At 53.9% G+C, this 26,698-nt stretch carries 28 protein-coding genes and 1 other RNA gene; 25 read left to right on the top strand and 4 right to left on the bottom strand.

Going from position 1 to position 26,698, the window contains the following annotated elements; translation table 11 throughout:
* Positions 1 to 81: 81 nt before the first annotated feature.
* The 11 genes from QUD59_RS03930 (at position 82) to QUD59_RS03880 (ending at position 8,240) form a co-directional block, all read left to right on the top strand.
* Positions 82 to 660: a TMEM165/GDT1 family protein gene (locus QUD59_RS03930; protein WP_286239733.1), complete on the top strand. Its 579-nt coding sequence runs from the start codon at positions 82 to 84 to the stop codon at positions 658 to 660.
* 9 nt (positions 661 to 669) lie between these two features.
* Entirely contained in the window at positions 670 to 1,017 is a 348-nt protein-coding gene (locus QUD59_RS03925; RefSeq protein ID WP_286239732.1) for a CidA/LrgA family protein, read from the top strand.
* On the top strand, positions 1,014 to 1,721 hold the full coding sequence (locus QUD59_RS03920) for an LrgB family protein (protein WP_286239730.1): 708 nt from the start codon (positions 1,014 to 1,016) through the stop codon (positions 1,719 to 1,721). The genes QUD59_RS03925 and QUD59_RS03920 overlap by 4 nt, the downstream gene beginning before the upstream one ends.
* Positions 1,722 to 1,918: 197 nt before the next feature.
* Entirely contained in the window at positions 1,919 to 3,031 is a 1,113-nt protein-coding gene (gene zapE / locus QUD59_RS03915; protein WP_286239729.1) for a cell division protein ZapE, read from the top strand.
* Positions 3,032 to 3,286: 255 nt separating this feature from the next.
* Positions 3,287 to 3,715, top strand: coding sequence for a 50S ribosomal protein L13 (gene rplM, locus QUD59_RS03910; RefSeq protein ID WP_286239727.1), 429 nt, complete (start codon positions 3,287 to 3,289; stop codon positions 3,713 to 3,715).
* Positions 3,716 to 3,729: 14 nt separating this feature from the next.
* The gene (gene rpsI / locus QUD59_RS03905; protein WP_286239726.1) at positions 3,730 to 4,122 is read left to right on the top strand and encodes a 30S ribosomal protein S9; all 393 of its coding nucleotides are present in this window, start codon (positions 3,730 to 3,732) and stop codon (positions 4,120 to 4,122) included.
* Between the two features lie 268 nt (positions 4,123 to 4,390).
* Complete coding sequence (petA, locus tag QUD59_RS03900; protein ID WP_286239724.1) at positions 4,391 to 4,987, top strand: ubiquinol-cytochrome c reductase iron-sulfur subunit; 597 nt, start codon at positions 4,391 to 4,393, stop codon at positions 4,985 to 4,987.
* Complete coding sequence (locus tag QUD59_RS03895; protein WP_286239723.1) at positions 4,987 to 6,234, top strand: cytochrome b; 1,248 nt, start codon at positions 4,987 to 4,989, stop codon at positions 6,232 to 6,234. Before petA ends, QUD59_RS03895 begins: the two co-directional genes overlap by 1 nt.
* The gene (locus QUD59_RS03890) at positions 6,234 to 7,007 is read left to right on the top strand and encodes a cytochrome c1 (protein WP_286239721.1); all 774 of its coding nucleotides are present in this window, start codon (positions 6,234 to 6,236) and stop codon (positions 7,005 to 7,007) included. Before QUD59_RS03895 ends, QUD59_RS03890 begins: the two co-directional genes overlap by 1 nt.
* A gap of 83 nt (positions 7,008 to 7,090) precedes the next feature.
* Positions 7,091 to 7,729: a glutathione S-transferase N-terminal domain-containing protein gene (locus QUD59_RS03885; protein WP_286239719.1), complete on the top strand. Its 639-nt coding sequence runs from the start codon at positions 7,091 to 7,093 to the stop codon at positions 7,727 to 7,729.
* 76 nt (positions 7,730 to 7,805) lie between these two features.
* Positions 7,806 to 8,240, top strand: coding sequence for a ClpXP protease specificity-enhancing factor (locus tag QUD59_RS03880; protein ID WP_286240987.1), 435 nt, complete (start codon positions 7,806 to 7,808; stop codon positions 8,238 to 8,240).
* Between the two features lie 38 nt (positions 8,241 to 8,278).
* Here the strand turns inward: QUD59_RS03880 and QUD59_RS03875 are convergent, their stop codons facing one another.
* The 4 genes from QUD59_RS03875 to QUD59_RS03860 are packed head-to-tail and all read right to left on the bottom strand — an operon-like array spanning position 8,279 to position 11,664.
* Positions 8,279 to 8,863, bottom strand: a complete 585-nt coding sequence (locus tag QUD59_RS03875; protein WP_286239718.1) for a BON domain-containing protein — start codon at positions 8,861 to 8,863, stop codon at positions 8,279 to 8,281.
* The gene (locus tag QUD59_RS03870; RefSeq protein WP_286239717.1) at positions 8,863 to 9,453 is read right to left on the bottom strand and encodes an SIS domain-containing protein; all 591 of its coding nucleotides are present in this window, start codon (positions 9,451 to 9,453) and stop codon (positions 8,863 to 8,865) included. Before QUD59_RS03870 ends, QUD59_RS03875 begins: the two co-directional genes overlap by 1 nt.
* A 20-nt stretch (positions 9,454 to 9,473) precedes the next feature.
* Entirely contained in the window at positions 9,474 to 9,833 is a 360-nt protein-coding gene (locus QUD59_RS03865) for a YraN family protein (RefSeq protein WP_286239716.1), read from the bottom strand.
* A gap of 10 nt (positions 9,834 to 9,843) precedes the next feature.
* Entirely contained in the window at positions 9,844 to 11,664 is a 1,821-nt protein-coding gene (locus tag QUD59_RS03860) for a penicillin-binding protein activator (RefSeq protein ID WP_286239715.1), read from the bottom strand.
* A 36-nt stretch (positions 11,665 to 11,700) separates the two neighbouring features.
* Here QUD59_RS03860 and rsmI point away from each other — a divergent pair, with 36 nt between their 5' ends.
* From rsmI to QUD59_RS03790, 14 genes are all read left to right on the top strand, one after another.
* Positions 11,701 to 12,534 (top strand): 16S rRNA (cytidine(1402)-2'-O)-methyltransferase, encoded by an 834-nt coding sequence (rsmI, locus tag QUD59_RS03855; RefSeq protein ID WP_286239714.1) that lies wholly within the window; start codon positions 11,701 to 11,703, stop codon positions 12,532 to 12,534.
* A gap of 31 nt (positions 12,535 to 12,565) precedes the next feature.
* Positions 12,566 to 12,924, top strand: an RNA gene (rnpB, locus tag QUD59_RS03850) — RNase P RNA component class A.
* Between the two features lie 270 nt (positions 12,925 to 13,194).
* Entirely contained in the window at positions 13,195 to 13,650 is a 456-nt protein-coding gene (gene mraZ, locus QUD59_RS03845) for a division/cell wall cluster transcriptional repressor MraZ (protein WP_286239713.1), read from the top strand.
* A gap of 20 nt (positions 13,651 to 13,670) precedes the next feature.
* A complete protein-coding gene (rsmH, locus tag QUD59_RS03840) occupies positions 13,671 to 14,609 on the top strand; it encodes a 16S rRNA (cytosine(1402)-N(4))-methyltransferase RsmH (protein WP_286239712.1) in 939 nt (312 codons plus the stop codon).
* Positions 14,609 to 14,974, top strand: coding sequence for a cell division protein FtsL (gene ftsL, locus QUD59_RS03835; protein WP_286239711.1), 366 nt, complete (start codon positions 14,609 to 14,611; stop codon positions 14,972 to 14,974). The genes rsmH and ftsL overlap by 1 nt, the downstream gene beginning before the upstream one ends.
* On the top strand, positions 14,964 to 16,667 hold the full coding sequence (locus QUD59_RS03830) for a peptidoglycan D,D-transpeptidase FtsI family protein (RefSeq protein ID WP_286239710.1): 1,704 nt from the start codon (positions 14,964 to 14,966) through the stop codon (positions 16,665 to 16,667). The genes ftsL and QUD59_RS03830 overlap by 11 nt, the downstream gene beginning before the upstream one ends.
* A gap of 10 nt (positions 16,668 to 16,677) precedes the next feature.
* Complete coding sequence (locus QUD59_RS03825) at positions 16,678 to 18,144, top strand: UDP-N-acetylmuramoyl-L-alanyl-D-glutamate--2,6-diaminopimelate ligase (protein WP_286239708.1); 1,467 nt, start codon at positions 16,678 to 16,680, stop codon at positions 18,142 to 18,144.
* The gene (locus QUD59_RS03820) at positions 18,141 to 19,514 is read left to right on the top strand and encodes a UDP-N-acetylmuramoyl-tripeptide--D-alanyl-D-alanine ligase (RefSeq protein WP_286239706.1); all 1,374 of its coding nucleotides are present in this window, start codon (positions 18,141 to 18,143) and stop codon (positions 19,512 to 19,514) included. The genes QUD59_RS03825 and QUD59_RS03820 overlap by 4 nt, the downstream gene beginning before the upstream one ends.
* Positions 19,514 to 20,596 (top strand): phospho-N-acetylmuramoyl-pentapeptide-transferase, encoded by a 1,083-nt coding sequence (gene mraY, locus QUD59_RS03815; protein WP_286239704.1) that lies wholly within the window; start codon positions 19,514 to 19,516, stop codon positions 20,594 to 20,596. Before QUD59_RS03820 ends, mraY begins: the two co-directional genes overlap by 1 nt.
* A gap of 9 nt (positions 20,597 to 20,605) precedes the next feature.
* A complete protein-coding gene (gene murD, locus QUD59_RS03810) occupies positions 20,606 to 21,955 on the top strand; it encodes a UDP-N-acetylmuramoyl-L-alanine--D-glutamate ligase (protein WP_286239703.1) in 1,350 nt (449 codons plus the stop codon).
* A gap of 26 nt (positions 21,956 to 21,981) precedes the next feature.
* Positions 21,982 to 23,220: a putative lipid II flippase FtsW gene (gene ftsW / locus QUD59_RS03805; protein WP_286239702.1), complete on the top strand. Its 1,239-nt coding sequence runs from the start codon at positions 21,982 to 21,984 to the stop codon at positions 23,218 to 23,220.
* Positions 23,217 to 24,308, top strand: coding sequence for an undecaprenyldiphospho-muramoylpentapeptide beta-N-acetylglucosaminyltransferase (murG, locus tag QUD59_RS03800; RefSeq protein ID WP_286239701.1), 1,092 nt, complete (start codon positions 23,217 to 23,219; stop codon positions 24,306 to 24,308). The genes ftsW and murG overlap by 4 nt, the downstream gene beginning before the upstream one ends.
* Positions 24,308 to 25,753, top strand: a complete 1,446-nt coding sequence (gene murC, locus QUD59_RS03795; protein WP_286239699.1) for a UDP-N-acetylmuramate--L-alanine ligase — start codon at positions 24,308 to 24,310, stop codon at positions 25,751 to 25,753. The genes murG and murC overlap by 1 nt, the downstream gene beginning before the upstream one ends.
* Positions 25,750 to 26,697: a D-alanine--D-alanine ligase gene (locus QUD59_RS03790; protein WP_286239696.1), complete on the top strand. Its 948-nt coding sequence runs from the start codon at positions 25,750 to 25,752 to the stop codon at positions 26,695 to 26,697. Before murC ends, QUD59_RS03790 begins: the two co-directional genes overlap by 4 nt.
* Position 26,698 lies beyond the last annotated feature (1 nt).

The following is a 26,698-nucleotide window of genomic DNA, read 5'->3' as shown; positions in this document are numbered from 1 at the left end:
ATGAGATCGGTGATTCTTCGGCAGGGCAGGCCGGGGGAATTGTGTTAAGGTGCGCTGCGGTATGCTGATACAGGAGTTAGGATGGAGCTGTTTGAGCCCTTTGTTAAGGTTTTTTTGCTGGTCTTTCTGGCAGAGTTCGGTGACAAGAGTCAGTTAGTCTGCATGACCTTAGCATCAAGATACCGCCGTGGATGGCCGATTGTGATCGGCAGCGTTGCTGCCTTTGCTGTGTTGAATACGGTTGCCGTGCTTTTCGGTGCTGCGATCAGTGCTTACCTCCCTCAGGAGGTGGTGCTGGCTGTGGTTGCGGTGCTGTTTTTGCTCTTCGGTATTCAGGCTTTCAGAGCAGAAGATGAAGATGAAGACGATGAGTTAAAGGTGGGGGCGCACCTGATCGCTTCGGTATTTCTGCTGATCTTTTTTGCCGAACTGGGAGATAAAACACAGCTTTCGGTTGCGGGCATGGCGGCGGTTGAGCCTGCTTTAGTCGTCTGGTTGGCCGGTACCATGGCGTTGGCGTTAACAACGCTGATGGGGGTGGTGTTTGGTCGTGTGGTGTTGCAAAAGCTGCCGCTGGTCTGGGTGCATCGTGCTGCCGGGGTTTTCTTTATCGGTTTTGCGGTCGCAGCATCCTGGCGGTTGTATGGATTGCTGGTATAGGGGCTGAAGATGATACAGGGGTTTCTGATACTGTTGCTTTGTCAGTTGCTGGGTGAGCTGCTGGTTTGGATGCTCAGCGTGCCTGTGCCGGGATCTGTGGTGGGCATGGTCGTACTGTTTTTTGCGCTGATTGGCTATGGCAAGGTGCCGGATTCGCTAAGGTTGAGCAGTGAGGGAATCCTGAAGATCCTGCCGTTACTGTTAGTGCCCGCCGGGGTAGGTCTGATGAAGCACTTCGGCGTTATCTCTGAGTATTGGGGGGCGTTACTGCTGTCGTTGTTTGTCAGTACGTTGATTACCATGCTGGTGGTTGCCTTGTTACTGCGGAAATTTATCTCCGGGGAGGAGTCAAAATGAGTCTGTGGCAGCATTTTCAGTCTCAGCCAATAACCTGGCTGGTGGTAACGCTGGTGGTGTTTCTTCTGGCTTCCTGGCTGAACAGCCGGGCAGGAAAAACGCCGTTTCTGCATCCGGTACTGTTGTCTCTGAGTCTGATCATACTGCTGCTGTATCTGACCAATACCGATTATCCAACCTATATGCAGGGGGGGCAGTACCTCCATCTTTTGCTTGGCCCGGCCGTCGTCGCTCTGGCTGTGCCGCTGTATGACCATCTGGCAACGGTGCGGCGGATGTTGGTGCCCTTGTTGCTGGGGTCAGTATCAGGTGCGTTGGTTGCGGCGGTTTCTGCTATCTTGCTGGCGGCATGGATGGGGCTGGATCGCGCGCTGCTGATGACGGTTGCACCTAAGTCGGTGACTTCGCCCATCGCGATTGCCATTGCCGAAAAAATCGGTGGGTTCCCTTCACTGGCTGCGGGTCTGGTGCTGATAACCGGAGCGATGGGGTGTTTGATCGCGCCGCTGGTCTATCGCCTGCTGAGAATTGAAGACCCTGCTGTGAAAGGCTTTGTTCTGGGAGTCGGGGCGCACGCAATGGGCACTGCCTTTGCCTTCGAGTATGGCATGATTGCGGGTGCCTTTGGTGGTCTTGCCATGGCTATGACGGGAACTTTTACCGCGTTTATGCTGCCGGTGTTGACCTCCCTGATCGGCGTTTAAAGAGCGCCGGTTCTGGGTTGCGCCTGTTGCGGTGTAAACAATCCGCTTCCTGTACTTCGCGTAGCGCGCTGCAGCCTTTTAAAACGCTCTTCTCGGGCTGCTGAGTTGGCGGATTACGCCTTATGTTGCATTTGCTAAATGACGGATTCGCCGGTAAAGTTCGCGCTGGTTAAATTTTGACATTACTGGCACTGAAAATGACCCCATTAGAACGATACAAACAAGATCTGCAAAGGGATGATTTCTCTTACGACCCCGCACAGGAAATGGCGGTCAAGCACCTGCAGCGACTGTATGATGATCTGGTTGCGCAGAAACCTGCGGCGCCCCGATCAGGTCTGATGGGGCGGCTCAAGAGCAAGCTGAAAAAAGCTGAGCCTGTTGAGCCGGTTAAAGGCCTCTATTTCTGGGGTGGCGTGGGTCGCGGCAAGACCTATCTGATGGATACCTTCTACGACAGTCTGCCTTTTGAACAAAAGATGCGCACCCATTTCCACCGTTTTATGCAGCGTGTGCATGCTGAGCTGAAAGCGTTGGATGGTACGGCTAATCCGTTGGTAGAGATCGGCAAGAAATACGCCTCTGAAACCCGGATTATCTGTTTTGATGAATTCTTTGTTACCGATATCACCGACGCAATGATACTCGGTGGCTTGCTGCAGGAGCTGTTCAATAACGGCGTGGCTTTGGTGGCAACCTCAAATATTGTACCGGACGGTTTGTACAAAGACGGATTGCAACGGGCCCGATTCCTGCCGGCAATTGATATGCTGAACCGGTTTACAGAAGTAGTGAATGTGGATGGTGGGGTTGATTATCGTCTGCGTGCGCTGGAGCAGGCGGAGCTCTATCACTACCCGCTGGATTCCAAAGCAGATGAGAGTCTGAATCGTAGTTTTGAAAGCCTGGCGCCGGATCTGGAAGAGGTGGTCGAGGCTGAAGTGCTGGATGTGAATGGCCGTAATATGCAGACCCGCCGTTGCTGTGAAGATGTGGTCTGGTTTGATTTTAAGGATATCTGTGAAGGGCCGCGCTCTCAGAACGACTATATTGAACTGGCGAAGATCTTCCATGCAGTGCTGGTCGGTAATGTGCCGCAGCTGGGTCGCTCCAATGATGATGCGGCACGCCGCTTTATCAATATGGTAGATGAGTTCTACGACAGTGGCGTGAAACTGATCCTCAGTGCTGAAAAGCCTATTCATGAAATCTACAGTGAAGGGCGTCTGGAATTTGAGATTGAGCGTACTCAGAGCCGGTTGCTGGAGATGCAGTCTCACGAATACCTGGCAAGGGAGCATCGGGCCTGAACGGTTCGCTGCCGGAAAGGGCTTGTGGTTTGACGGTGGTTCGAATCAGATAGTTAGTCCCTCACTCCGGGTTACTTTTTCCTTGCAGTACCTGGTGCGCATATATATAATGCGCGCTCCCTGTTTTCCGCTCTTGCGGGAGGCAGGCACAAGCGAGTTGTTGCAGAGATGCTGCGGCAACAAATAATTATAAGTCAGGTCGGTCGATTTTATTAATAAAATCAACGAGATCTGAGTCTAGTGAAGGCTATACAGATGAAAACATTCGTCGCTAAACCAGCCGAAGTAAAACGCGACTGGTACGTTGTTGACGCAGAAGGTAAAACTCTGGGTCGTCTGGCTACTGAAATTGCACGCCGTCTGCGTGGCAAGCATAAGCCAGAATACACTCCACACGTTGATACTGGTGACTATATCGTAGTTGTTAACGCTGAGAAAGTAGGCGTTACCGGTAACAAGCGTAAGGACAAAATGTACTACCACCACACTGGCTTCCCAGGTGGTCTGAAAGAAGCATCTTTCGATAAAATGGTAGAAACTTTCCCTGAGCGCACTATCGAGCTGGCTGTTAAAGGCATGCTGCCAAAAGGTCCTCTGGGTCGTGCTATGTACGCCAAGCTGAAAGTATACGCTGGTGCAGAACATCCGCACCAGGCTCAGCAGCCTAAAGAACTGAACATCTAAGGGGAAGGAAAATCATGTCTACTACACAGTATTACGGTACAGGTCGTCGTAAAACTTCTACTGCTCGTGTTTTCCTGCGTCCAGGTACAGGTGCAATCACTATCAACAACCGCACTATCGAAGAATACTTCGGTCGTGAAACTGCGCGCATGATCGTTCGTCAGCCTCTGGAACTGACTAACAATCTGGAAGCGTTTGATGTTGTTGTAACCGTTAAAGGCGGTGGCGGCTTCGGTCAGGCTGGTGCGATTCGTCACGGTATCACTCGTGCGCTGATGGAGTTCGATGAAACTCTGCGTCCTGCACTGCGTGAAGCGGGTTACGTTACCCGTGATGCACGTATGGTTGAGCGTAAGAAAGTGGGTCTGCGTAAAGCGCGTAAGAAGCCACAGTTCTCCAAGCGTTAATACGCTTTTTCGCGGAGCAATCCCGATTCAGAAAAAACGCCTTCTCCTGTATTGGAGCAGGCGTTTTTTTTTGCTCTGCATCAGGTCAAGACTTTGGCCTAACAAGTTGGGAAAATCGCCAATTCACCTTGTAAGAAAGGGGTATTTTCTTTACTATTTGGGCCATTTTTAAGGTACACGATTCCGTAGCTTTATAATTCTTAGCGGCCAGAATGCTTCTGCTTCTGCAGAGCAGCAAAATAAGGTCGATTGAGGGGAGATAATCTTAATGAGCAATGATGGCGTGAATAAGGGTCGGCGCCGTCTCCTGATCGGTGCTACATCCGCAGTGGGTGCGGTAGGTGCCGTGGGAGCAGCAGTCCCATTCGTAGCTTCTTGGAACCCAAGTGCAAAGGCTAAGACCGCTGGTGCACCTGTAAAGGTGGATATCAGCAAGCTGGAGCCAGGTCAGCAGGCAGTCGTGAAATGGCGTGGCAAGCCTGTATGGATTGTGCGTCGTGGCGAAGAAGCGCTGGCGAATCTGGCTAAGCTGGATGGCAATCTTCAGGATCCGAATTCTGAAACTTCCAATCAGCCTGCATACGTACCTAAAACAGCTAACCGTGCACTGCGCGATGATATCGCTGTTCTGGTAGGTATCTGTACACATCTGGGTTGTTCTCCAACTTACCGTCCGGAAGTGGCTCCGGCCGATCTGGGTGAAGATTGGGTAGGTGGCTACTACTGCCCATGTCACGGTTCCCGTTTTGACCTGTCGGGTCGTGTAATGAACGGCTCCCCGGCACCACAGAACCTGGTGATTCCGCCTCATCATTATGAGAGCGACAATGTGATCATCGTTGGTGTAGATCAGGAGACTGCATAATGGCTGGTACCCGCAATAAAGGAAACCCTGGCTTCATGGGGTGGATTGATGACCGTTTCCCGGCAACTGCGATGTGGGAAGATCATCTGTCCAAATACTACGCACCGAAGAACTTCAACTTCTGGTATTTCTTCGGTTCTCTGGCACTGCTGGTGCTGGTTAACCAGATCCTGACCGGTATCTGGCTGACGATGAACTACAACCCTTCTGCGGAAGGTGCGTTTGCGTCTATCGAATACATCATGCGTGACGTTGAGTATGGTTGGTTGCTGCGTTACATGCACTCTACCGGTGCTTCAGCATTCTTCGTGGTGGTTTACCTGCACATGCTGCGTGGCATGATGTACGGTTCTTACCGTAAGCCGCGTGAGCTGGTATGGCTGTTCGGTATGACAATCTACCTGGCGCTGATGGCTGAAGCCTTCATGGGTTACCTGCTGCCATGGGGTCAGATGTCTTACTGGGGTGCGCAGGTAATCGTTTCCCTGTTTGCTGCGGTTCCGGTGATCGGGCCTGATCTGGCTGAGTGGATTCGTGGTGACTACCTGATCTCCGGAATTACTCTGAACCGTTTCTTCTCTCTGCACGTTGTGGCGCTGCCAATCGTTCTGCTGGCACTGGTTGTTCTGCACATCATTGCACTGCACGAAGTGGGTTCTAACAACCCTGACGGCATTGAGATTAAAGACAATAAAGATGAGAACGGTGTACCGGTTGATGGTATTCCTTTCCACCCTTACTACTCCGTTAAGGATATTGTGGGTGTGGTTGTGTTCCTGTTTGTTTTCTGTGCGGTTATCTTCTTCTTCCCTGAAGGGGGTGGTTACCTGATCGAGGCGCCAAACTTCGAACCGGCTAACCCGCTGAAAACGCCTGAGCATATTGCTCCGGTATGGTACTTCACGCCATTCTACGCAATGCTGCGAGCTATTCCGCCTATCGCCGGATCTCAGTTCCCGGGTGTTGTTGTGATGGGTGGTGCGATCGCTATCCTGTTTGTGCTGCCCTGGCTGGATCGCAGCCCGGTTAAATCCATTCGTTACAAAGGCATGATGAGCAAGCTTATGCTGGTTCTGTTCTGCATCAGTTTCGTTATTCTGGGTTATCTGGGTGTTGTTGCGTCCACTCCAACACGTACTCTGGTGGCTCAGATCTGTACTGCGGTGTACTTCGCGTACTTCTTCCTGATGCCGTTCTACACCAAAATGGAAAGCACTAAACCGGTTCCAGAAAGGGTTACAGGCTAATGAAAAAGTTTTTAATCGCATTAGTAATGGCGGCGCTGCCTCTGGCTGCTAGCGCCGCAGGTTCCAAGGGCCACCTGGACCACATGGATGTCGATCTGCACAATCAGGCATCCCTGCAGCGTGGTATGAAAACGTTTGTAAACTACTGCATGGGCTGTCACTCCGCGGAGTATCAGCGTTATGAGCGTGCAGCAGTGGATTTGGGTATGAATCCGGAGCTGGTTGCTGAGCATATGATCTTTGGTGATCAGAAGGTTGGTGAGCAGATGACGATCGCTATGTCCAAAGCAGATGCGGGCAAGTGGTTTGGTAACCCGCCACCGGATCTGACTCTGGAAGCGCGTCTGCGTGGTCCTGACTGGCTGTACACTTACCTGCGTAGCTTCTACGCTGATGATTCCCGTCCATGGGGCGTGAACAATGCGGTGTTCAAGGATGTAGGTATGCCAAACGTACTGGGTCCTCTGCAGGGTGTTGTTACTGCAAACTGTAGCTGGGATGATATGCATGCTCACGGTATGCGCGGCGAAGGTATTGATCCGCTGACTAACACGCCTCTGAACAACTGTGCATCTGTTGAGAAGGGTACGGGTGAGCTGTCTCCTGAAGAGTTCGACAAGGTTGTTTATGACCTGGTGAACTTTATGGTGTACATGGGTGAGCCGTCTAAGCTGGATTCTCACCGTATTGGTACCTACGTGCTGATCTTCCTGTTCCTGTTCTTCTTCCTGGCTTATGCGCTGAAGAAAGAGTTCTGGAAAGACGTACACTAATAGCTTTGTGATATAATCGCATTGTTTCTGACGCGGCTCCTTTCGAGGGGCCGCGTATCTGTTTCTGAAAAGGGGAATCGTTAATGGGTGTCGTGGCAAAACGTTCTTCCATGTCCTTTTATTCTAATGGTGAAGACCAGTACAGCCATCGTGTACGTATCGTGCTGGCTGAAAAGGGTGTGGCTGTAGAAATTCACGATTGCGATGAGGCAGATCTGCCTGAGGATCTGACATCAGTGAATCCATACAATAGTCTGCCGACTTTGCTGGATCGCGATCTGGTTCTGTACGAGCCGAACGTTATGATGGAATACCTTGATGAGCGTTTTCCTCATCCGCCGCTGCTGCCGGTTTATCCTGTAGCCCGTGCGGAAAGTCGTCTGTATATGTATCGTATCCAGCGCGACTGGTGTGATCTGGCGGATCAGATTATCGCTGCTGCTATGGCAGATGATGAGGATGCTGCTGAAGCGCTGCGTAAAGAGCTGCGTGACAGTCTGGTGTCGATCTCACCGATCTTTGTTGAAAAGCCTTTCTTTATGAGTGAAGAGTTTACGCTGGTAGATTGCTGCCTGGCACCTCTGCTCTGGAGATTGCCGTTGCTGGGTATCGAGCTGCCTGAAGATCAGTGTCGTCCTCTGGTAAAATACATGGATCGCCTGTTTGAGCGTGAATCCTTCCAGGCCAGCCTGTCTGAAGCAGAGCGGGAAATGCGCGATTAAGTGCAAACTCTATTCTGAAAAGGGGTGAGCTATCATCCCTTTTTTTATGTCTGAAAAACGCGAGTAATCTGAGATGATAAAACCAAGCCGTCCTTATATTGTTAACGCGCTTTATGAGTGGTTACTGGATAACGATCTGACGCCTCACCTGCTGGTTGATGCGACTGCTGAAGATGTGACGGTACCAACCCAGTTTGTCGAAAATGGCCAGATTGTACTGAATATTAATCCGTCGGCGGTTCGTAACTTCTATATGGATGATCAGGCGGTGTCATTTAATGCCCGGTTTTCCGGTCAGCCGATGGATGTGTATGTGCCTATGAAGGCCTTGCTGGCTATCTATGCGCGTGAAAATGGTCAGGGCATGGGCTTTGGGGCAGAGCCCGGTGCGGAGTCTTATCTGTCAGCGGAGGTGGCAGAGGTGGAGTCTGCAGAGAGCGACGTTGAAGCAACGCCGGCGCCATCGAAGACGAAGGCGGACGGGAAGCCAAGTTTGAAAGTTGTTAAATAGAAGGGATTGCCGCCAGCAATGCTGGCGGCGGACAGTGCTTAGCGGTTAACGTATTCAAAAACCTTAACGATCTTTTCTACGCCGGCAATGTTACGCACAATCAGGATTGCGTTGTCTGCTTCCTGCTGGTTGACCAGACCCATCAGATAAACTGTGCTGCTATCGGTTACTACTTTGATGCGGGAGCCGTCGATAGACTTGTTGAGTAGCAGTTCGCTCTTCACCTTAGTGGTCAGCCATGTGTCATTGGTGCGTGCGATGGTGGAGCTGATTCCGGAAATTTTAATTTCGTTGTGAATTTTACGTACTTTGCGTACCTGGCTGACGATCTGTTCAGCTTCCTGACGGGCGCTTTCGCTGGGTGCCTGACCAGTCAGAAGCACTACGCCGTTATAGCTGGTGACGCTGATGTTGGAGGCTTTCATCTGCTCTGAGCCTTTATTCAGGTTGACCAGAGAGAGTGTTTCGATGACTTCATCATCCAGATAAGAGCCTACGGTGCGGTGGCCCGGGTCTTCTTTGATCGGTTGTTCACGTCCGGCGCTGATGACATCAGAGCAGCCGCTGATTACGACTGACAGGCTTAATCCGGAGGCCAGTAAAAGCGTTTTAGTGTTAAACATTAGTCGCTTCCAAACAGTTGATAGTCAATTAAATCGCACAGTGCATGTACCACCAGAAGCTGTGCGTGATGAACCAGCGATTGCTCGTCGCTGGGGATGCAGATCTCAATCTCTTCCGGGCTTAGCAGTGCGGTGATATCACCGCCATCCGAACCATTCAGGACAATTACCGTCATCTCCCGGTCGTGGGCTGCCTGAATCGCCTGAACCAGATTGCTGGAGCGACCATGGGGCGTAATCAGCAGCAGGATGTCTCCCGGCTGGCCAAGGGCGTGGATCTGTTTAGCCTGAGTGTCCATGAAGCTGCTGTCTTCACAGATGGCGCTCAGGGTTGCTCCATCGGAGTTCAGGTTGATTGCCGGAAGCCCGGGCCGTTCATGGCGAAAACGGTTCATCAACAGGGTGGTGAAATGTTGCCCTAATGATGAGGAGGCGCCGTTGGCCGAGCAGAGAATCTTGTTCTCGTTGACAAGGCAGTGCAGTAAAAGTTCGCCAGCATGGGCAATAAGCGGTGTGTACTGCTCAATGGTTATCGCATTGATCTCCATTGAGTTGTGAAACTGGCTGACAATGCGGTCTTCGAGTTCCATGCTGTCCTTAGATTTGATGCTTAAATTCTAAAGGCATCTTTATACCACAGCGGCTGCTCTTGCGCTGCACCATATTCGAATGCAATGACATCAAAACGGCAATTTTTGTTGTTGTGCTGTGGGTGGGTGCTGAGAAAGTGCTGAGCGGTTTTGATTATTTTGCGCTGCTTGCTGGGTGTGACTGAGGCCGCAGCGCCGCCAAAATGAGCGCTGCGGCGAAATCTGACCTCGACAAATACCAGCGTGTCCCGGGTTTGCATTATCAGGTCAATCTCGCCGAAGCGACAGTGATAATTGCGCTCAAGCAGTTTGAGCTTTTGCTGGCAGAGGTATTGTTCCGCTTGCTGTTCGGCATCCTTGCCGCGCTGCTGTCTGTCCATAGTCTCTACATTATTGGGCCAGTTGTGGGAGTCCTTCGCTGTAAACTGCCCAGATCAGCTTGCGGCGAACAACGCCGTCGGCGGATATGCTGAGCTGACCTGTTTCGCCATTGATCTCAGTTCCGGGCAGGGCGCTGAGCTGTCGAAGGTAGGGGTGAATTCGGTAGGCATCCAGTCCGAGCGCATACAGGCGGCCGAAGCGGCTGTTTGTGTCATTGCGTTGCTGCGAGATCAGGATTTTGTCCTGTGATGGTGGCCCAAGGCTCCAGGGGGTGTCGACAAAACGGACATCGTTCAAGTCCTGATCCTGTACCGGGGACGGGCTGCCGCTGAAAACGTGTGAAGTGGCATAAATAGGCAGGTTGCCTGCAAAGTTGAAAGCCAGGATCGGTTTTAGCTGGCGCGCGTCGTTAGGCAGGGCTGACAGGATGATTGCGTCGATATCCTGTCGGCGATGCTCTTCAAACTCCACCTTGCGGGTATAAAGTACTTCGCGAATTTTGCGATACCGGGCTTTGCTGTTATCAGTAGCCAGAAAATGGCTGACATCGTCAGAAAATTCTGCAGTCTGGCCAAAGGCCTGATGGCTGGCCACCGTGCCGCCGAGGTTTCGGAAATGCTCACTGAATGCCTGGCTGATTTTTTCTCCCCAGTGTGTTGCCGGGGTCAGAACTGCGGCAGTACGAACACCTTCACTCCATGCCTGCTCAGCGATCTGTCTCGCTTCATCTTCGGCCGACAGTCCGAACTGGTAGAGGCCTTCGCGGTAGCCTGAATCGGTATAGTTAAGCGCCAGAATCGGCGTGGTGATACGGGTATCTGCCATCAGGGCGGAGACATAGTCTTTATTCAGCGGGCCGATGACCAGTTCTATGCCCTGCTCTTCGATAATGCTGGCCAGTTGCAGCGGGGTGTTGATCTGGGTGGAATCCAGAAACAGAAGTTCGGGTGGTGTGCGCCCGGGTTGCTGGTCGCGCAGGTAGGCGGTCATCAGGCCTTCTTTGATGGCGTTGGCAGGTTTGCTGAGGTTGCCGCTGAAAGGAAGGAGTACCGCGATCTTGCCGCTGCTCAGGGTGTCCTGATTAAGGCCTGCCAGTGCATCTGGCGGGAGTTTCAGGGCCGGGTGGGCTTCCCAGAGTAGGCCCCAGTTTCGCAGCGCCTGAAACTGGCTATCCAGTTGCGTGTGGCTGCTCAGTTCGTTGATCAGTTCGAGCCAGCCCTGTTCAAAGTAGTTGTTCTGGCCGCTGCGCAGTAGCTGGTTGAGTGTATCGGGCTGCAGTTGCAACAGGTTGCTCCAGATCTGATTGTGCAGCATCTGTCTGGCTGCATCGGTATCCAGTAGCAGGCTGAGCCTGATCAGTGCACGGGTTTCGCTGTAAAGCGCCTGCTGCAGGCGATAGGCAGCGGCCTGCATTTTCAGGACAGTAATCTGCTGCTCGGTTGCCAGGGGCGCTTCGCCGGATTTTTCTAATGCATCAAGTTGTTGCAAAGCCCGTTCCGGCCGATTCTGCTCTATAGCGCTCTGGGCTTGCAGTTTAGCAATGTCGAAGCGCAGAGCCGGTGGCAGCAGGCTGATCTCAATCTGATCCAGTACCAGAGCGGCCTGTTCTTTGTTGCCCAGCGCAATCAGCAGCTCAGCGGCTTCTGCGCGCAGTTCGGCGGCTTTGATGGGTTTTGCTGAATCAGCCTGGTCGAGCAGGCGGGTAATTCGTGCCTGATCCCTGTCGGCAGCGCTCTGTGGAGCCTGCGACATCGAAGTTGGTGTTGAACAACCACTGATAATAATGCTGATAAGGATGGCTGAAAGAGACAGGCGCCACTGAAATTTCATATACTTCTCAACCCAAGTTTGAGGATGGTATCGGTAATGTTAGAACCCGCACTGTACGTTGTAGCAACACCTATCGGGAATCTGCAGGATATGACGCCGCGCGCGGTCGAAGTATTGCAGCAAGTTGAGCTGATTGCTGCTGAGGACACCCGGCATAGTGCCCGTTTGATGGCGCATTTTGGTATCGATACCCGCCTTGTTTCCGTCCATGAGCACAACGAACGCCAGCGAATAGAGTCGATTGTACACCAGTTGGCTTCCGGTTCCAGCGTCGCGCTGATTTCCGATGCCGGAACGCCGCTGATCTCGGATCCGGGTTACGTCGTAGTCAAAGGTGTGCGTGAGCAGGGATATCGGGTAGTACCTGTGCCCGGTTGTGTGGCGTTTGTGGCGGCGTTGTCCGCCGCCGGGTTGCCGACGGATCGTTTTGTGTTTGAGGGGTTCTTGCCGCATAAGGCCAGTGCACGGAAGCAGCAGTTAAAAGGCCTGCTTGATGAATCCCGAACCCTGATCTTCTATGAGTCACCGCACCGCATTCTTGCATCCATTAAAGATATGCTGGAGGTTTTCGGTGCTGAGCGCCGGGTTGCGGTGGCGCGTGAGCTGACCAAAACCTATGAGACTATCCATGTGGATAAGTTGTCGGCATTGCTCGAGTGGATGGAATCTGACAGTAATCAGCAGCGCGGTGAGTTTGTCGTGCTGGTTGAAGGTGTTTCATCTGAGCAAAAGCCTGAGCTCGATGCGCGGGCACTGGAGGTGCTGGATATACTGTTGGCTGAGTTGCCTGCCAGTCAGGCGGCCTCTCTGGCGGCTAAATTGACCGGCCTTAAGAAAAAGGTGCTTTATCAGGCGGCTTTGGATCGCTAATTGCTGCCGGCTTTGTTAGAATCCGCGCCGAGGAGTTTGCCAGGCAGTCGCTGCCCGCAAGGGTGGAGGAAAGTCCGGGCTCCAAAGGGTAGAGTGCCAGATAACGTCTGGGCGGCGCGAGCCGACGGCCAGTGCAGCAGAAAATATACCGCCTAAGCGCCCGGTTTTCGGATCGGGATGCCGGTAAGGTTGAAATGGTGCGGTAAGAGCGCACCGCGTGGGTGGCAACATTCCACGGCAGGGTAAACCCCACTCGGAGCAAGACCAAATAGGGTTCCTACAGGCGTGACCCGCGCTGGAACCGGGTAGGTTGCTTGAGGTGCATGGTGACATGCATCCCAGATGAATGACTGTCCACGACAGAACCCGGCTTACCGGCAAACTCCTCATCATTCTTTATGTTCAGGTCGCTGTTGCTGAAAAACAGCGATTTGTGCGTCTTCTCTATGTAATTGTCTGTTTTTAAATAACTCTTTTTTCGCCTCTCTGGTTAATGCCATGCGTCTGTATTTATCTGGCTAATACAGACCGGTTTAAACGCCTGTTTCACCGCTTTTCAGCCTTGCTTTAGTTGGGGTTAGTTTCTATAGTGTGCTTTAGTGGGATAAAGTGGGTAAAAGTGGGTAAATTTGGTTTTTGAGTGGGTTTAAAGGCTGAGAAATGTTCAGGGGTGTTAATCAAATCAATCTGGATGCTAAGGGGCGCATGGCCGTTCCGGCACGCTATCGTGACAAGCTCACGAGTTGTTGTGCTGGCCAGCTCGTAGCAACGATTGATACGGAGGAACGCTGTCTGCTGCTATACCCGCTGGAAGAGTGGGAAACCATTCAGGAAAAAATTGAAGCGTTGCCCAGTTTTAATCCGGCCGCCCGACGTATTCAGCGGCTGCTGATCGGTCATGCGACTGATATTGATATGGATGGTAGCGGGCGCTTACTGCTGCCTGCGCCGCTGCGCGAATACGCCGAGCTGGATAAAAAGGTGGTGCTGCTCGGTCAGGGGCAAAAGTTTGAGATCTGGAGCGAAGAGCGCTGGATGGCTACCCGGGAAGAGTACCTTCAGGATGTTGAAGGTGGCATGGCGATGCCGGAAGAGCTTCAGAATCTGTCGTTGTAAACCAATAAAGAGACACATAGATGAGCCAGGAATTTAAACACATTACGGTATTGCTGAATGAAGCAGTGGATGCACTGGTTCAGGATGCGTCCGGCTTCTATGTGGATGGTACCTTCGGCCGTGGCGGGCACTCCGCACTGGTGCTGGATCAGTTATCGGATCAGGGGCGTTTGCTGGGGATCGATAAAGACCCTCAGGCGATCAGCCATGCTGAAGAGAGATTTGCCGACGAGCCCCGTTTCTCGATTGCCCATGGCAGCTTTGCTCAGTTGCAGCAGTTTGTAACTGAACGCAGCATGGATGGCAAAGTGGATGGGGTGCTGCTGGATCTGGGGGTTTCATCACCACAACTGGATGATGCATCACGGGGCTTCAGTTTTCTGAATGACGGCCCTCTGGATATGCGGATGGATACGACGCGCGGTGAAAGCGCGGCGGATTGGATCGCCCGCGCCGATGAGCAGGAGATCGCTGATGTGATCTACACCTACGGCGAAGAGAAGTTCTCCCGACGGATGGCCCGGGCGATCGTTGCTCAGCGTGAAGAGGCGCCGATTACCACAACGGCCCGGTTGTCGAAGATTATTGCTGAAGCGAATCCGGCCTGGGAAAAGGGTAAAAACCCGGCGACGCGTGCGTTTCAGGGAATCCGGATTCATATCAACCGGGAACTGGAAGATCTGGAAAATTGTCTGGATCAGGCACTGGATATGCTGCGGGTGGGAGGGCGTCTGGTCGTCATCAGCTTTCACTCACTGGAAGACCGGATTGTTAAGCGCTTTATCCGTCAGCATGTGAAGGGGGATGAGCACCTGCCGCCGGGCATTCCGGTGACTCAGGATATGCTGAAAATTCGCCTGAAACAGGTGGGTAAAGCGGTTAAGGCAAGCAGTAGTGAAACCCAGGATAACGTGCGTGCTCGCAGTGCTGTGATGCGTGTGGCGGAGAAGGTGGCCTGATGCAGCTTAAGGCCTGGCTCCAGCGTCTGCTCCCTGAGCGGGGGGAGTCCGAGCCGGTCGCTGAGGGTGTGTTCCTCAGTGCAGAAGAGTTGTTGCGGCCTTTTCTGGTGATCTTGTTGCTGGCGGTTGTACTGATTCTGTCCAGCCTTGCCGTGATTATGAGTGCTTTTGAATATCGTCAGCTGTTTAACCAGCATCAGGAGCTGATCACACAACGGGATGAACTTCAGGTTGAGTGGGGACAGTTGTTGCTGGAGCAGAGTGCATGGGCGGCCAATAACCGGGTCGAACAGCAGGCGGCTAAACAGCTAGGTATGAAAGTACCGGATGTGGAACAGATAGAGATAGTGACCCATGAGCGATAAAGCAGAAGCAGCAGTCAGTCGTGGTTGGCGCCTTTGGTTGGTGCTGATTCTGCTGTTGCTGGTCATGGGGGGGATTATGGGGCGCATGCTCAGCCTCTATGTGGATGAGCAGGAATTCCTCCAGACCCAGGGGGACGCGCGTAGCCTGCGAACCATTCAGGTACCTGCCCACCGGGGCATTATTAAAGACCGCAATGGTGAGCCTCTGGCGGTGAGTGCGCCGGTGGCTACTATCTGGGCGGATCCGAAGATGGCGGATCTGCAGCACAGCGGGTTGGCGCAGTTGGCGGTGTTGCTGAAAACCAACCGTAAGATGCTGACGGCTAAGCTGGCAGAGAATCGCAGCCGGCGCTTTCTCTATCTGCAGCGTCAGGTCACCCCTGAGCTGGCAGAGCAAGTCAGGGCTTTGCGGATTCCGGGGATTCATGTGGACCGGGAATATAAACGGTACTATCCGGCCGCCGAGGTGACTACGCATCTGGTCGGTTTTACCAATTTGGATGGGAAAGGCCAGGAGGGAATCGAGCTGGCTTATGAAGACTGGTTGCAGGCGGAGTCGGGCAGACAGTTGGTGATGAAGGATCGTCTGGGACGGACGATCAAGCACATTCGCGAGGTGCAGCCGGCGCAGCATGGTAATGATATTCAGTTGAGTATCGATCTGCGATTACAGTATCTGGCTTACCGTGAACTGAAAGCCGCGGTTAAGGCACATAATGCGGATGGCGGTTCAATGGTGATGCTGGATGCGGCGACCGGTGAGGTTCTGGCGATGGTGAACCAGCCATCCTACAACCCGAATGACCCGCGTCAGCGTATATCTTCAGCGCTGCGTAACCGGGCGCTGACCGATACCTTTGAGCCGGGCTCTACCGTCAAGCCAATGACCGTGGCGGCAGCGTTGATGAGTGGCCAGTACACGCCGCACACCATGGTGGATACTTCGCCCGGATATATGCGGGTAAAACGGAAGACGATTCGAGATCACCGTAATTACGGTGAAATTGACGTTTCCACAATTATTACCAAGTCGAGCAACGTAGGTGTTACTAAATTATCGCTGAGCCTGCCAAATGGCTCAGTACGTAATCTGCACCACAACCTTGGCTTCGGGCGGCCGACAGGGATCGGTTTTCCCGGGGAGAGTAGCGGTTATCTGCCGTTCCTGAATGAGCGCCAGGTGCTGGAGCGGGCAACTATGTCCTATGGCTATGGTTTGTCGGTGACACCGCTGCAGTTAGCGCAGTCTTATCTGGCGCTGGCTAATGACGGTGTGCTCAGTCCGGTCAGCCTGATCCGGCAGAGCGAAGCCGGTAAGCCGGTCAGAGTGATGCCTGCACAGGTGGCAAGGGATGTGCGCGAGATGATGGAAACGGTGATCAGCCGTAAAGGTACCGGACGTCGCGCGGCTGTTGCCGGTTATCGGGTGGCAGGCAAAACCGGCACGGTACATAAAGTAGGGCAGGCGGGATATCTGGATGATCAGTATATGTCGTTTTTTGCCGGTATGGCGCCGGCGAGTAATCCACGCATTGTAGCCGTGGCCGTAGTGGATAACCCGAAAGGACAGGAATATTACGGTGGTGAGGTGGCGGCACCACTGTTTTCACGGGCGGTAGGCGGGGCCTTGCGGTTGATGAACATACCGCCGGATAACTGGCCGAAGAACGATAAACAGATAGCGAATCGATAGTGAGCGAAACATGTTGCAGATACGCAGAACCTTAGTTGAGATCGTGCCGGAATGGGTGGAGAGCGCCCATGCCGATCTTGAGGTGTCTGCTATTTCGCAGGACAGCCGGGAGATAGTTCCGGGAACACTGTTCGTTGCGCGATCCGGATTACAGCATCGGGGTGTCGATTTTGTTGAGGAAGCGGTCAGCAGGGGCGCAGTGGCGATCCTCCTCGATCAGTCTGAATTGGCCGATTGCCCTCAGGTAGCGGTGCCGGTTATTGCTGTGCCGGAACTGGCCGGCCAGATCGGTCCGCTGGCGGCGCGTTTTTATGGCGAGCCGAGTCGCAGCCTGCGGGTGTTGGGGGTGACCGGTACCAATGGAAAAACCTCCTGCGCGCATTTTATTGCTCAGGCGATGAATCATCTGCAGATTAAAACCGCGATTATTGGCACTGTGGGTAACGGCTTTCCGGGAGCGCTGGATAAAGCTACGCATACCACGCCGGATGCGATCGGATTGCAGCGTCTGTTTGCTGAACTGCAGCAGCAGGGAGCCGAAGCTGTAGTGATGGAAGTCTCCAGCCATGCTCTGGAGCAGGGGCGGGTTGCTGCGGTGGCATTTGATTACGCGCTGTTCACCAATCTGAGTCGTGATCATCTGGATTACCACGGTTCGATGCAGGCTTATGCCGAGGCGAAGGCGCGTTTGTTTACTGACTACCGCCTGAAGGCTGCGATCATCAATGGGGATGACCCGTTTGGGCAGCAACTGCTGAACGATCAGCGAATTGATTGTCGCAAGGTAGCAGTGGGCCGGCAGCAGGGAGATTATCTGCTCGCGGCTTACCGTCTGGCGTTGCATGGTATTGAGGCAGAACTGAAAACCGCGCAGGGGAACTTTGCGTTTAGCAGCAGGATTATTGGTGATTTTAATCTGGATAATCTGCTGCTGGTCGCTGCAGCGCTGGCGGAGCAGGGATTCAGCCACCGCCAACTGGTGGACGCACTGGCTCAGCTTGATGCCGTTCCCGGACGGATGCAGGCACTGGTTGTTGCTGATAAACCTCTGGTCATTATCGATTATGCGCATACGCCGGATGCATTGGAAAAAGCACTGCTGGCGGTACGTGCCCACACCCGCGGCACACTCTGGTGTGTCTTTGGGTGCGGTGGTGACCGGGATACGGGCAAGCGGGCTTTGATGGGTGAAGTCGCTGATCGGCTGGCGGATCATCTGGTGGTGACCAGTGATAATCCGCGCACCGAAGAGCCGGCAACCATTATCGAGATGATCAGGCAGGGGATTGCAGAGCATCTTCCTGAGATCGAGGCCGACCGGGCTGCAGCAATTGAGCTGGCTATTTGTCAGGCGGGAGCCGATGATCTGGTGCTGATCGCCGGTAAGGGGCATGAGGATTATCAGGAGATTGGCCGGGAACGGTTGCCTTTCAGTGACCTGATTATCAGTAAAAAATTATTAGGAGTCGCGGCATGATCGGGCAATGGAATCTGGCTCAGTTGCAGACTCAGTTTGGTGGTGAGCTCACTCAGGATTGCGCGTTTACCGGGGTGAGTACCGATACCCGAAGTCTGCAGCCGGGTGACCTTTTTGTGGCGTTGGTCGGGCCAAATTTTGATGGCCATAACTTTATTCAGCAGGCGCTGGACAAAGGGGCGGTCGCTGCGGTAGTTTCGCGGCCCCTTGAGCAGGCAGACCTGCCACAGTGGCTGGTTGAGGACACCCTGATTGCTCTGGGACAGTTAGCGCTGTCTAACCGGCAACGCTTTACCGGACCGGTGTATGCGGTGACCGGAAGTAGCGGTAAAACCACCGTTAAAGAGATGCTGCGTTCGATTCTGGCACAGCATCAGCAGGTGCTGGCAACACGCGGCAACCTGAATAACGAAATCGGTGTGCCTCTGACGCTGCTGGAACTGAGTGATTCGGATCAGGTGGCTGTGATTGAGCAGGGTGCCAGCGGTGCTGGCGAGATTGCGTATACCACTTCATTGTCGTTGCCGCAGGTGGCGATTCTGAATAATGCAATGGGCGCGCATCTGGAAGGGTTCGGTTCTTTGCAGGGAGTGGTTGAAGCGAAAGCTGAAATTTACTCGCAGTTGGCAAAAACCGAAGGGACCGCGGTCATTAATCTGGATGACCCGCATGCGGAGTATTGGTTAAAAACCACCGCCGGTGTGCGTCAGACGGGTTTCTCAACCGAGTATCCTGAAGCTGATTTGCGGGCGTCCCATATAGAAACAGCGGATAACGGTTGTTACTCGTTTCTATTACACCGGGGCGAAGAAAATCGTCCGGTTCGGTTGCAGGTGATGGGTAAGCATAACGTCGCCAATGCACTGGCTGCTGCAGCGGCGGTCAGTGCCAGAGGTATGCCTCTGGAACAGATTGTCAGCGGGCTGGAAGCCTTTACCGCCGTAGCCGGGCGCATGAAACCGCTGAAGGCTGCCGGTGCTGTGGTCATTGATGACAGTTATAACGCCAACCCCGGATCGGTTGCGGCGGCGATGGACCTGCTGGTCAGTTTGCCGGGTGAATCTGTTCTGGTGTTGGGGGATATGGCTGAACTGGGCGAAGATGCTCAGGCTCAGCACGAGAAGGTCGGTTGCCGGGCAGCGCAGAAGGGGGTTGGTCGCTTTTGGGCGACTGGCGCGCTGTCACGGCACTCCGTTTCTGCCTATCAGAGTGAATCTGCAGGTGAGGGACGGCATTTTGAAACACGAGAAGAATTAATCAACGCATTGCGTGAGGTGGCCGGACCGGGAGTGAATATTCTGGTGAAGGGCTCCCGTAGTGCGGCTATGGATCAGGTCGTAGCAGGCCTGACAAAAGGGGAAGAAGAGTAATGCTACCACTGCTGGCGGAATTTTTATCACAATACTACAGCGGTTTCGCGGTATTTCAGTACCTGACGCTGCGCGGGATTCTCGGGGTGCTGACGGCGCTGCTGATATCTCTGCTGGTCGGTCCGTACGTGATCAATAAACTCCGCAGTAATCAGATCGGTCAGGCGATACGCGATGACGGCCCGCAGACTCATCTGAGTAAAGCCGGTACGCCTACCATGGGGGGGGCGCTCATTCTCGTCGCCATCGCGATCAGTACCCTTTTGTGGAGCGACCTGAGTAATCTGTACGTCTGGATTACGCTCGGCGTGACATTGATATTCGGCGCTGTGGGCTGGGTCGATGACTATCGTAAAGTGGTTGAAAAGAATCCGCGTGGCCTGCCGGCTAAATGGAAATACCTGTGGCAGTCTGTGGGTGGTCTTGGTGCGGCGGTACTGCTCTACGCCATGGCGGGGTCGCCAGCCGAAACCTCTCTGCTGATCCCTTTTTTGAAGAATGTTTCCATTGAACTGGGGATCTTTTTCATTGTCTTTACCTACTTCGTTATTGTCGGCAGCTCGAATGCCGTGAACCTGACTGACGGTCTGGATGGTCTGGCGATTCTGCCGACTGTGCTGGTGGGTGGTGCGCTGGGTGTGTTTGCTTACCTGTCGGGTAACGCTAATTTCTCACAGTATCTGTTGATCCCTTATATACCGGGTTCGGGTGAGCTGATTATCTTCTGTGGAGCCATTGTGGGTGCCGGACTCGGCTTCCTCTGGTTTAACACCTATCCGGCGCAGGTATTTATGGGTGACGTAGGCGCACTGTCGCTGGGGGCCGCACTTGGGGTAGTGGCAGTGATTGTCCGGCAGGAGCTGGTGCTGTTTATTATGGGTGGTGTGTTTGTAGCAGAAACCGTATCAGTGATTCTGCAGGTAGCGTCGTTCAAAACGACCGGTCGACGGATTTTCCGTATGGCGCCATTGCACCACCATTTTGAGCTGAAAGGGTGGCCGGAACCCCGGGTTATCGTTCGGTTCTGGATTATTACTGTTGTGCTGGTTCTGATCGGACTGGCCTCGCTGAAGATTCGTTAGGAGACATGTGTGGGACTGATAGCCAGCGATCAATTTAAAATCGTTGTCGGTTTAGGTAAAACCGGGCTGGCCTGTGCGCGCTTTTTGGCGAAGAAAGGGGTTCCGTTTGCCGTCGCTGATAGCCGGGAGCAGCCTCCGGGTGCAGATGAATTGCGTCAGGAAATGCCGGATGTTGAGCTGCGTTGCGGTGAATTTGACCCCGCTTTTCTCGGTCGTGCCGATGAGCTGATCCTCAGTCCGGGCGTTGCTAAAGATCAACCTGCTATTCAGACTGCCGTGGCGGCGGGTGCCAGTCTGAGTGGTGATATTGACCTGTTCTGTCGTGAAATCAGCGCGCCGATTATCGCGATTACCGGTTCCAATGCAAAAAGCACGGTAACCAGTCTGGTCGGAGAGATGGCCGCAGCAGCGGGTATTGATGTCGGGGTGTGTGGAAATATTGGTACGCCGGTGCTGGAGATGCTGGAGCAGCCGGAAAAAGCGCTCTATGTCATGGAGCTGTCCAGTTTTCAGCTTGAGACCACCCATGAGCTGCGCGCGGAAGTCGCTACCGTGCTGAATATCAGTCCGGATCACATGGATCGTTACGAATCGTTTCAGGATTATTATCAGGCAAAACACCGGATCTTTCGTGGTGCTAAAGCGGTCGTGGTGAATCGGGATGATCAACTGACCATGCCGCTGTTGCCCATGGGGGTGCCGCAGTCGGGTTTTCATCTGGGTAAACCCGATCTTAAGTTGTTCGGGCTGATTAAAGAGGACGGGGAAACCTGGCTGGCGCTGGGGTTAGAGAAGTTACTGCCGGTGTCAGCGTTAAAAATTCGTGGCAGTCACAATATGGCCAATGCCCTTGCAGCCCTCGCACTTGGCCAGCAGGCGGGCATACCGATGCCGGCGATGCTGCAGGCGTTGCAGGCGTATACCGGCCTGCGCCACCGCTGCGAATGGGTCGCAGAAAAAAATGGCGTGGTATTTTTTAACGATTCCAAAGGCACTAATGTCGGCGCCAGTGTCGCAGCGCTGAATGGTTTAGGTGAAACCCTGCCAGACGGCGGTAAGTTAGTCCTGATCGCGGGTGGCGATGGTAAAGGTGCCGAATTTACCGAGCTGGCTGAACCGCTACAGCGCTATGGACGTGGGCTGGTGTATCTGGGAACGGATGGTGCACGTCTGGCCGGCGATTGTGGCGATATTGATAAACAGTCGGCGGATTCAATGGAGAGCGCGGTACAGCAAGCTGCGACCATGGCCCGGGCAGGCGATATTGTTCTGCTCTCACCGGCTTGTGCAAGCTTTGATATGTTCTCCGGGTTTCCGGCCCGGGGTGAGGCGTTTGTTAAGGCGGTGGAGGCACTCTGATGGTGGCCGATTACTGGCGTTCCTGTATGCAACGAATCGCAGAGCTGCTGCCGGCGGCCCGGCCTTCGTTACCTGCAGTGCCCGGCCAGAATCAGTTACCGTTTGATCCCTGGGTGTTGAGTAGTGCGCTGGTTTTGATTCTGACGGGATTTATCATGATCAGCTCTGCATCGCTGGATGTAGCGATGAAGAATAACGGCACTCCCTACTTTTATGTGATCCGTCAGGGAGTGTTTATGCTGATCGCGCTGGTGGGGGCGGTCATAGTGTGGAATATCCCGCTTCGGTTTTGGGAGCAAACCGGACACTGGTGGATGATTGGTGCCGGTTTTCTGCTGATTCTGGTGCTGGTGCCCGGTATCGGCAAAGGGGTGAATGGCAGTAATCGCTGGTTACCGCTGGGGCCATTGAACCTGCAGGCTTCCGAGGTCGCCAAGTTCTGCATGGTGGTTTACATGGGTGGTTATCTGGTGCGCCGGCTGGATGAGGTGCGCAGTAGCTGGAAAGGAATTGCGAAGCCAACCCTGCCATTGGGGATCTTCTGTATCCTGCTCTATTTTGAGCCTGATTTCGGGGCGCTGGTGGTGCTGATGGGTACTGTCATGGGGATGATCTTTCTCGGTGGTATGCGCTTTTCACAGTTTTTGATGGTTATCACCGGGGTTATCGGCCTGTTGGTGGCTGTGGTTGGGTTGCAACCCTACCGTGTAGCGCGTCTGCAGAGTTTTCTTGATCCCTGGTCGGACCCTTTTGGTACTGGCTATCAGTTGTCTCAGGCGCAGATCGCCTTTGGGCGCGGTGAGTGGTTTGGTACCGGCCTTGGGAACAGTGTACAGAAGCTGTTTTATCTGCCAGAGGCACACACCGACTTTGTATTCTCGGTGCTGGCTGAAGAGCTTGGCTTTATTGGTGCGGCATTTCTGGTGCTGACCTATGCCGTGCTGGTGGTGAATATTTTCCGGATCGGACGGCGGGCAGAGAAGTTAAAGGCATTTTTTAAAGCGTATGTCTGTTACGGCTTCGCGATTATTTTCGCCGGGCAGGCACTGATTAACATCGGCGTTAACGTGGGTGCTCTGCCGACCAAGGGGCTGACACTGCCATTGGTCAGTTATGGCGGCAGTAGTCTGCTGGTGAGTTGTGCCATGTTGGGTTTGATCCTGCGGGTAGACTATGAACTGAAGGCGTTCGGAAAGCAGCCGGCACCTGAAGAAGAGAATGAAAAAAGTGAGGCAGATGTGAGAACCAGGGAGAAAGCAGCATGAGTCAGGCAAAGCAGAAAGTCGCCTTGCTGATGGCCGGGGGAACCGGTGGCCATGTGTTTCCGGCACTGGCGACTGCTGAAAAACTGCAGCAACAGGGCGTGCATGTGGAGTGGTTAGGTTCGCGTCATGGCATTGAGGCTGAGCTGGTACCTGCTGCCGGGATAAAATTGCACTCCATTGAGGTGCGTGGTTTACGTGGCAAGGGAAAACTTAGTTTGTTGCTGGCGCCATTTAAACTTCTGCTGGCGTTGTGGCAGGCGCTGGGCGTTGTGCGCGCCGTGCGTCCGGATGTGGTACTGGGTATGGGAGGCTTTGCCTCGGGGCCGGGTGGACTGGCGGCATGGTTACTGCGAATCCCGTTGGTGATTCATGAGCAAAATGCGGTTGCGGGTATGACCAATAAAGCGCTGTCGGGTCTGTCCCGTCAGGTACTGGAGGCGTTTCAGGGAGCCTTTAAACCGGGGCTGGTAACACGCTCTGTGGGTAATCCGGTGCGTGGCAGTATTTTACAGGTCGCTGCGCCAGAACAGCGTATGGCGGGGCGTTCGGGCCCGATCCGGGTGCTGGTCGTAGGTGGCAGTCTGGGCGCAAAAGCGATCAATGACCTGCTGCCGGAAGTGCTGGCGGAGATTGCGCCGGAGCAGCGGCCGCAGGTGTGGCATCAGACCGGTAAGCGTAATTTTGAGGAAACCCGGCAGCGCTATCAGACGCTGGGGCTGGATGAATGCCGTGTTGTGCCGTTTATCGATGCCATGGATGAAGCTTATGCCTGGGCCGATCTGGTTATCTGCCGGGCCGGGGCACTGACCGTGAGTGAACTGGGTATCGCCGGAGTTGCTTCTGTGCTGGTGCCGTTTCCCCATGCGGTGGATGATCATCAGACCAAAAACGCCGGCTATCTGGCGGAACGCGGTGCCGCTTTGCTGATACAGCAGGCGGACCTGGATAAAGAGACTCTGAAAAGGGTATTGACTGAACAACTGAATCAGCGTGAAACGCTGATCGATATGGCCAATAAGGCCCTGGCTCTGGGTAAGCCTGAGTCCAGTGATGAGGTGGCAGATGTCTGCCTTGAGGCGATTAAGTAATGACACAGCAAAAAGCACTGACCCGTTTTGAAATTCCTGAGATGCGCCGTATCAGCCGGATCCACTTTATCGGTATTGGTGGTGTGGGTATGTGCGGTATTGCCGAAGTGCTGCTGAATCAGGGGTATCAGATCTCCGGGTCTGATATTAAGCCGTCTGCGACGACTAACCGTCTGCAGGGGCTGGGTATGACGATCTGTATCGGCCATTCAGAGGAAAATGTGTCTGCGGTTGATGTGGTGGTGGTCTCTACTGCGGTGAACGAGGAAAACCCGGAAGTTAAAGCGGCCAGAGAACAGCGGATTCCGATCGTTCGTCGTGCAGAGATGCTGGCCGAACTGATGCGTTACCGGCACGGTATTGCGGTAGCCGGTACTCACGGTAAAACCACGACAACCAGTCTGTTGGCATCGATCTTTGCCGAGGGCGAGCTGGACCCGACTTTTGTGATCGGTGGCCGCCTCAACAGTGCCGGCACCAATGCGAAGATGGGTACCAGCCGCTATCTGGTAGCGGAAGCGGATGAAAGTGATGCCTCATTCCTGCATCTTCAGCCGATGGTGGCGATCGTGACTAATATCGACGCCGACCATATGGAAACCTATGAGAACGACTTCTCGAGGCTGAAGCGCACGTTTGTTGAGTTTCTGCATAATCTGCCTTTCTATGGATTGGCAGTGATGTGTGTGGATGATCCGGTTGTACGGGAGATTCTGCCTGAGGTCAGCCGTCCGGTATTGACCTACGGGGTTTCTGATGATGCCGATTATCGGGCTGAGAATATTCGCCAGTTGGGGATGTGCACCCAGTTTACGGTGAAGCGTCCGGATGGCTTTGCTGATCTGGAAGTTTCGCTGAATATGCCGGGTCATCACAATATGCTGAATGCGCTGGCTACCATTGCCGTGGCCACCGATGAGGGGATCTCCGATGAGGCGATCTGTGCCGCGCTGGAGAAATTTGAAGGGGTCGGCCGTCGCTTCCAGGTATTGGGCGATGTGCCCGTGTCGGGCGGTGATGCCATGCTGGTGGATGATTATGGTCACCATCCGCGTGAGGTCAATGCGGTCGTTAAAGCGATCCGGGAAGGCTGGCCTGATAAACGCCTGGTGATGATCTATCAGCCGCACCGTTATAGCCGTACCCGTGACCTGTACGAAGATTTTGTTGAAGTGCTGTCCGAAGTGGATGTGTTGCTGCTGCTGGAAGTCTATCCGGCCGGTGAAGAGCCGGTAGCGGGTGCTGACAGTCGCAGCCTGTGTCGGAGTATCCGTCAGCGTGGACGTCTTGATCCGGTATTTGTCAGTGACAAAGATTCCGTTGCTGAGGTGCTGCGCGATATTTTGCAGCCGGATGATCTGCTGCTGACTCAGGGGGCTGGTGATATCACCGCCCTGGCCCATCAGTTGAAACAGTTATCGCTGGTTGCGGAGGAAACGGCATGAGTGTGCAGATCGATCCGCAGTTGCAGGCTGAATTTGGTCGGGTTGCTGTGATCTATGGTGGCAACTCATCGGAACGCCCTGTGTCGCTTAAAAGCGGGGCGGAAGTGCTGGCTGGTTTGCAGCGTGCCGGGGTTGATGCGTTCGGCATCGATCTCTATGGGCCTGAAGGTAATCAGGATCCGCTGACGCAGCTTCAGAGTGCAGAATTTGATCGGGCGTTTCTGATTTTACATGGACCGGTCGGCGAAGATGGCACCCTTCAGGGAGCGCTGGAACTGCTCGGTAAGCCCTATACCGGCAGCGGTGTGGCGGCATCTGCGATAGGCATGGATAAGTACCGCACCAAGCAGCTTTGGTTGGGCGCCGGTCTGCCGACTCCGCCATTCTGGGTGTCGGATGAAGAGGTGGCTCTGCCGGAACTGGTTGCCCGCCTTGGCTTGCCGCTGATTGTGAAGCCCGCGCATGAAGGCTCAAGTATTGGTATGAGCAAAGTGGAGTCACTGGAGGCGTTGCAGCAAGCTCTTGAAACCGCCAGCCGATTTGATCGCACCGTTCTGGCAGAGCGTTGGATGAGTGGCGGCGAGTTTACTGTAGCCATTCTGGATGGAAAGGCATTACCACCGATCCAGTTGGTCACCGACCATGCGTTTTATGATTATGACGCTAAGTATGTTGCAACCGATACCCAGTATCGTTTTGATCACGATCTGACTGCAGAAAGGGAAGCGGAGCTTAAGCGGCTGGCTGAACGGGCTTTTGCTGCAGTGGGATGTTCCGGCTGGGGACGAGTAGACATCATGCGTGATGAACACGGCGAATTTCAGCTATTAGAAGTGAACACCGCGCCGGGAATGACGGACCACAGTCTGGTGCCGATGGCCGCGCGGGAGATGGATATCAGTTTTGAACAGTTGGTCGTTAAAATCTTAAGAACGGCTGGCTGAT

This window comes from Neptuniibacter halophilus (assembly GCF_030295765.1).
GTDB classification, from domain to species: domain Bacteria; phylum Pseudomonadota; class Gammaproteobacteria; order Pseudomonadales; family Balneatricaceae; genus Neptuniibacter; species Neptuniibacter halophilus.
This window is presented reverse-complemented; position numbering and strand designations above follow the sequence as displayed.

What these genes read in the sequence shown, in the direction of transcription:
- QUD59_RS03930 (WP_286239733.1), top strand. Translation starts at nt 82, where the DNA reads ATGGAGCTGTTTGAGCCCTTTGTTAAGGTTTTTTTGCTGGTCTTTCTG.
- QUD59_RS03925 (WP_286239732.1), top strand. Translation starts at nt 670, where the DNA reads ATGATACAGGGGTTTCTGATACTGTTGCTTTGTCAGTTGCTGGGTGAG.
- QUD59_RS03920 (WP_286239730.1), top strand. Translation starts at nt 1,014, where the DNA reads ATGAGTCTGTGGCAGCATTTTCAGTCTCAGCCAATAACCTGGCTGGTG.
- zapE (WP_286239729.1), top strand. Translation starts at nt 1,919, where the DNA reads ATGACCCCATTAGAACGATACAAACAAGATCTGCAAAGGGATGATTTC.
- rplM (WP_286239727.1), top strand. Translation starts at nt 3,287, where the DNA reads ATGAAAACATTCGTCGCTAAACCAGCCGAAGTAAAACGCGACTGGTAC.
- rpsI (WP_286239726.1), top strand. Translation starts at nt 3,730, where the DNA reads ATGTCTACTACACAGTATTACGGTACAGGTCGTCGTAAAACTTCTACT.
- petA (WP_286239724.1), top strand. Translation starts at nt 4,391, where the DNA reads ATGAGCAATGATGGCGTGAATAAGGGTCGGCGCCGTCTCCTGATCGGT.
- QUD59_RS03895 (WP_286239723.1), top strand. Translation starts at nt 4,987, where the DNA reads ATGGCTGGTACCCGCAATAAAGGAAACCCTGGCTTCATGGGGTGGATT.
- QUD59_RS03890 (WP_286239721.1), top strand. Translation starts at nt 6,234, where the DNA reads ATGAAAAAGTTTTTAATCGCATTAGTAATGGCGGCGCTGCCTCTGGCT.
- QUD59_RS03885 (WP_286239719.1), top strand. Translation starts at nt 7,091, where the DNA reads ATGGGTGTCGTGGCAAAACGTTCTTCCATGTCCTTTTATTCTAATGGT.
- QUD59_RS03875 (WP_286239718.1), bottom strand. Translation starts at nt 8,863, where the DNA reads ATGTTTAACACTAAAACGCTTTTACTGGCCTCCGGATTAAGCCTGTCA.
- QUD59_RS03870 (WP_286239717.1), bottom strand. Translation starts at nt 9,453, where the DNA reads ATGGAACTCGAAGACCGCATTGTCAGCCAGTTTCACAACTCAATGGAG.
- QUD59_RS03865 (WP_286239716.1), bottom strand. Translation starts at nt 9,833, where the DNA reads ATGGACAGACAGCAGCGCGGCAAGGATGCCGAACAGCAAGCGGAACAA.
- QUD59_RS03860 (WP_286239715.1), bottom strand. Translation starts at nt 11,664, where the DNA reads ATGAAATTTCAGTGGCGCCTGTCTCTTTCAGCCATCCTTATCAGCATT.
- rsmI (WP_286239714.1), top strand. Translation starts at nt 11,701, where the DNA reads ATGTTAGAACCCGCACTGTACGTTGTAGCAACACCTATCGGGAATCTG.
- mraZ (WP_286239713.1), top strand. Translation starts at nt 13,195, where the DNA reads ATGTTCAGGGGTGTTAATCAAATCAATCTGGATGCTAAGGGGCGCATG.
- rsmH (WP_286239712.1), top strand. Translation starts at nt 13,671, where the DNA reads ATGAGCCAGGAATTTAAACACATTACGGTATTGCTGAATGAAGCAGTG.
- ftsL (WP_286239711.1), top strand. Translation starts at nt 14,609, where the DNA reads ATGCAGCTTAAGGCCTGGCTCCAGCGTCTGCTCCCTGAGCGGGGGGAG.
- QUD59_RS03830 (WP_286239710.1), top strand. Translation starts at nt 14,964, where the DNA reads ATGAGCGATAAAGCAGAAGCAGCAGTCAGTCGTGGTTGGCGCCTTTGG.
- QUD59_RS03825 (WP_286239708.1), top strand. Translation starts at nt 16,678, where the DNA reads ATGTTGCAGATACGCAGAACCTTAGTTGAGATCGTGCCGGAATGGGTG.
- QUD59_RS03820 (WP_286239706.1), top strand. Translation starts at nt 18,141, where the DNA reads ATGATCGGGCAATGGAATCTGGCTCAGTTGCAGACTCAGTTTGGTGGT.
- mraY (WP_286239704.1), top strand. Translation starts at nt 19,514, where the DNA reads ATGCTACCACTGCTGGCGGAATTTTTATCACAATACTACAGCGGTTTC.
- ftsW (WP_286239702.1), top strand. Translation starts at nt 21,982, where the DNA reads ATGCAACGAATCGCAGAGCTGCTGCCGGCGGCCCGGCCTTCGTTACCT.
- murG (WP_286239701.1), top strand. Translation starts at nt 23,217, where the DNA reads ATGAGTCAGGCAAAGCAGAAAGTCGCCTTGCTGATGGCCGGGGGAACC.
- murC (WP_286239699.1), top strand. Translation starts at nt 24,308, where the DNA reads ATGACACAGCAAAAAGCACTGACCCGTTTTGAAATTCCTGAGATGCGC.
- QUD59_RS03790 (WP_286239696.1), top strand. Translation starts at nt 25,750, where the DNA reads ATGAGTGTGCAGATCGATCCGCAGTTGCAGGCTGAATTTGGTCGGGTT.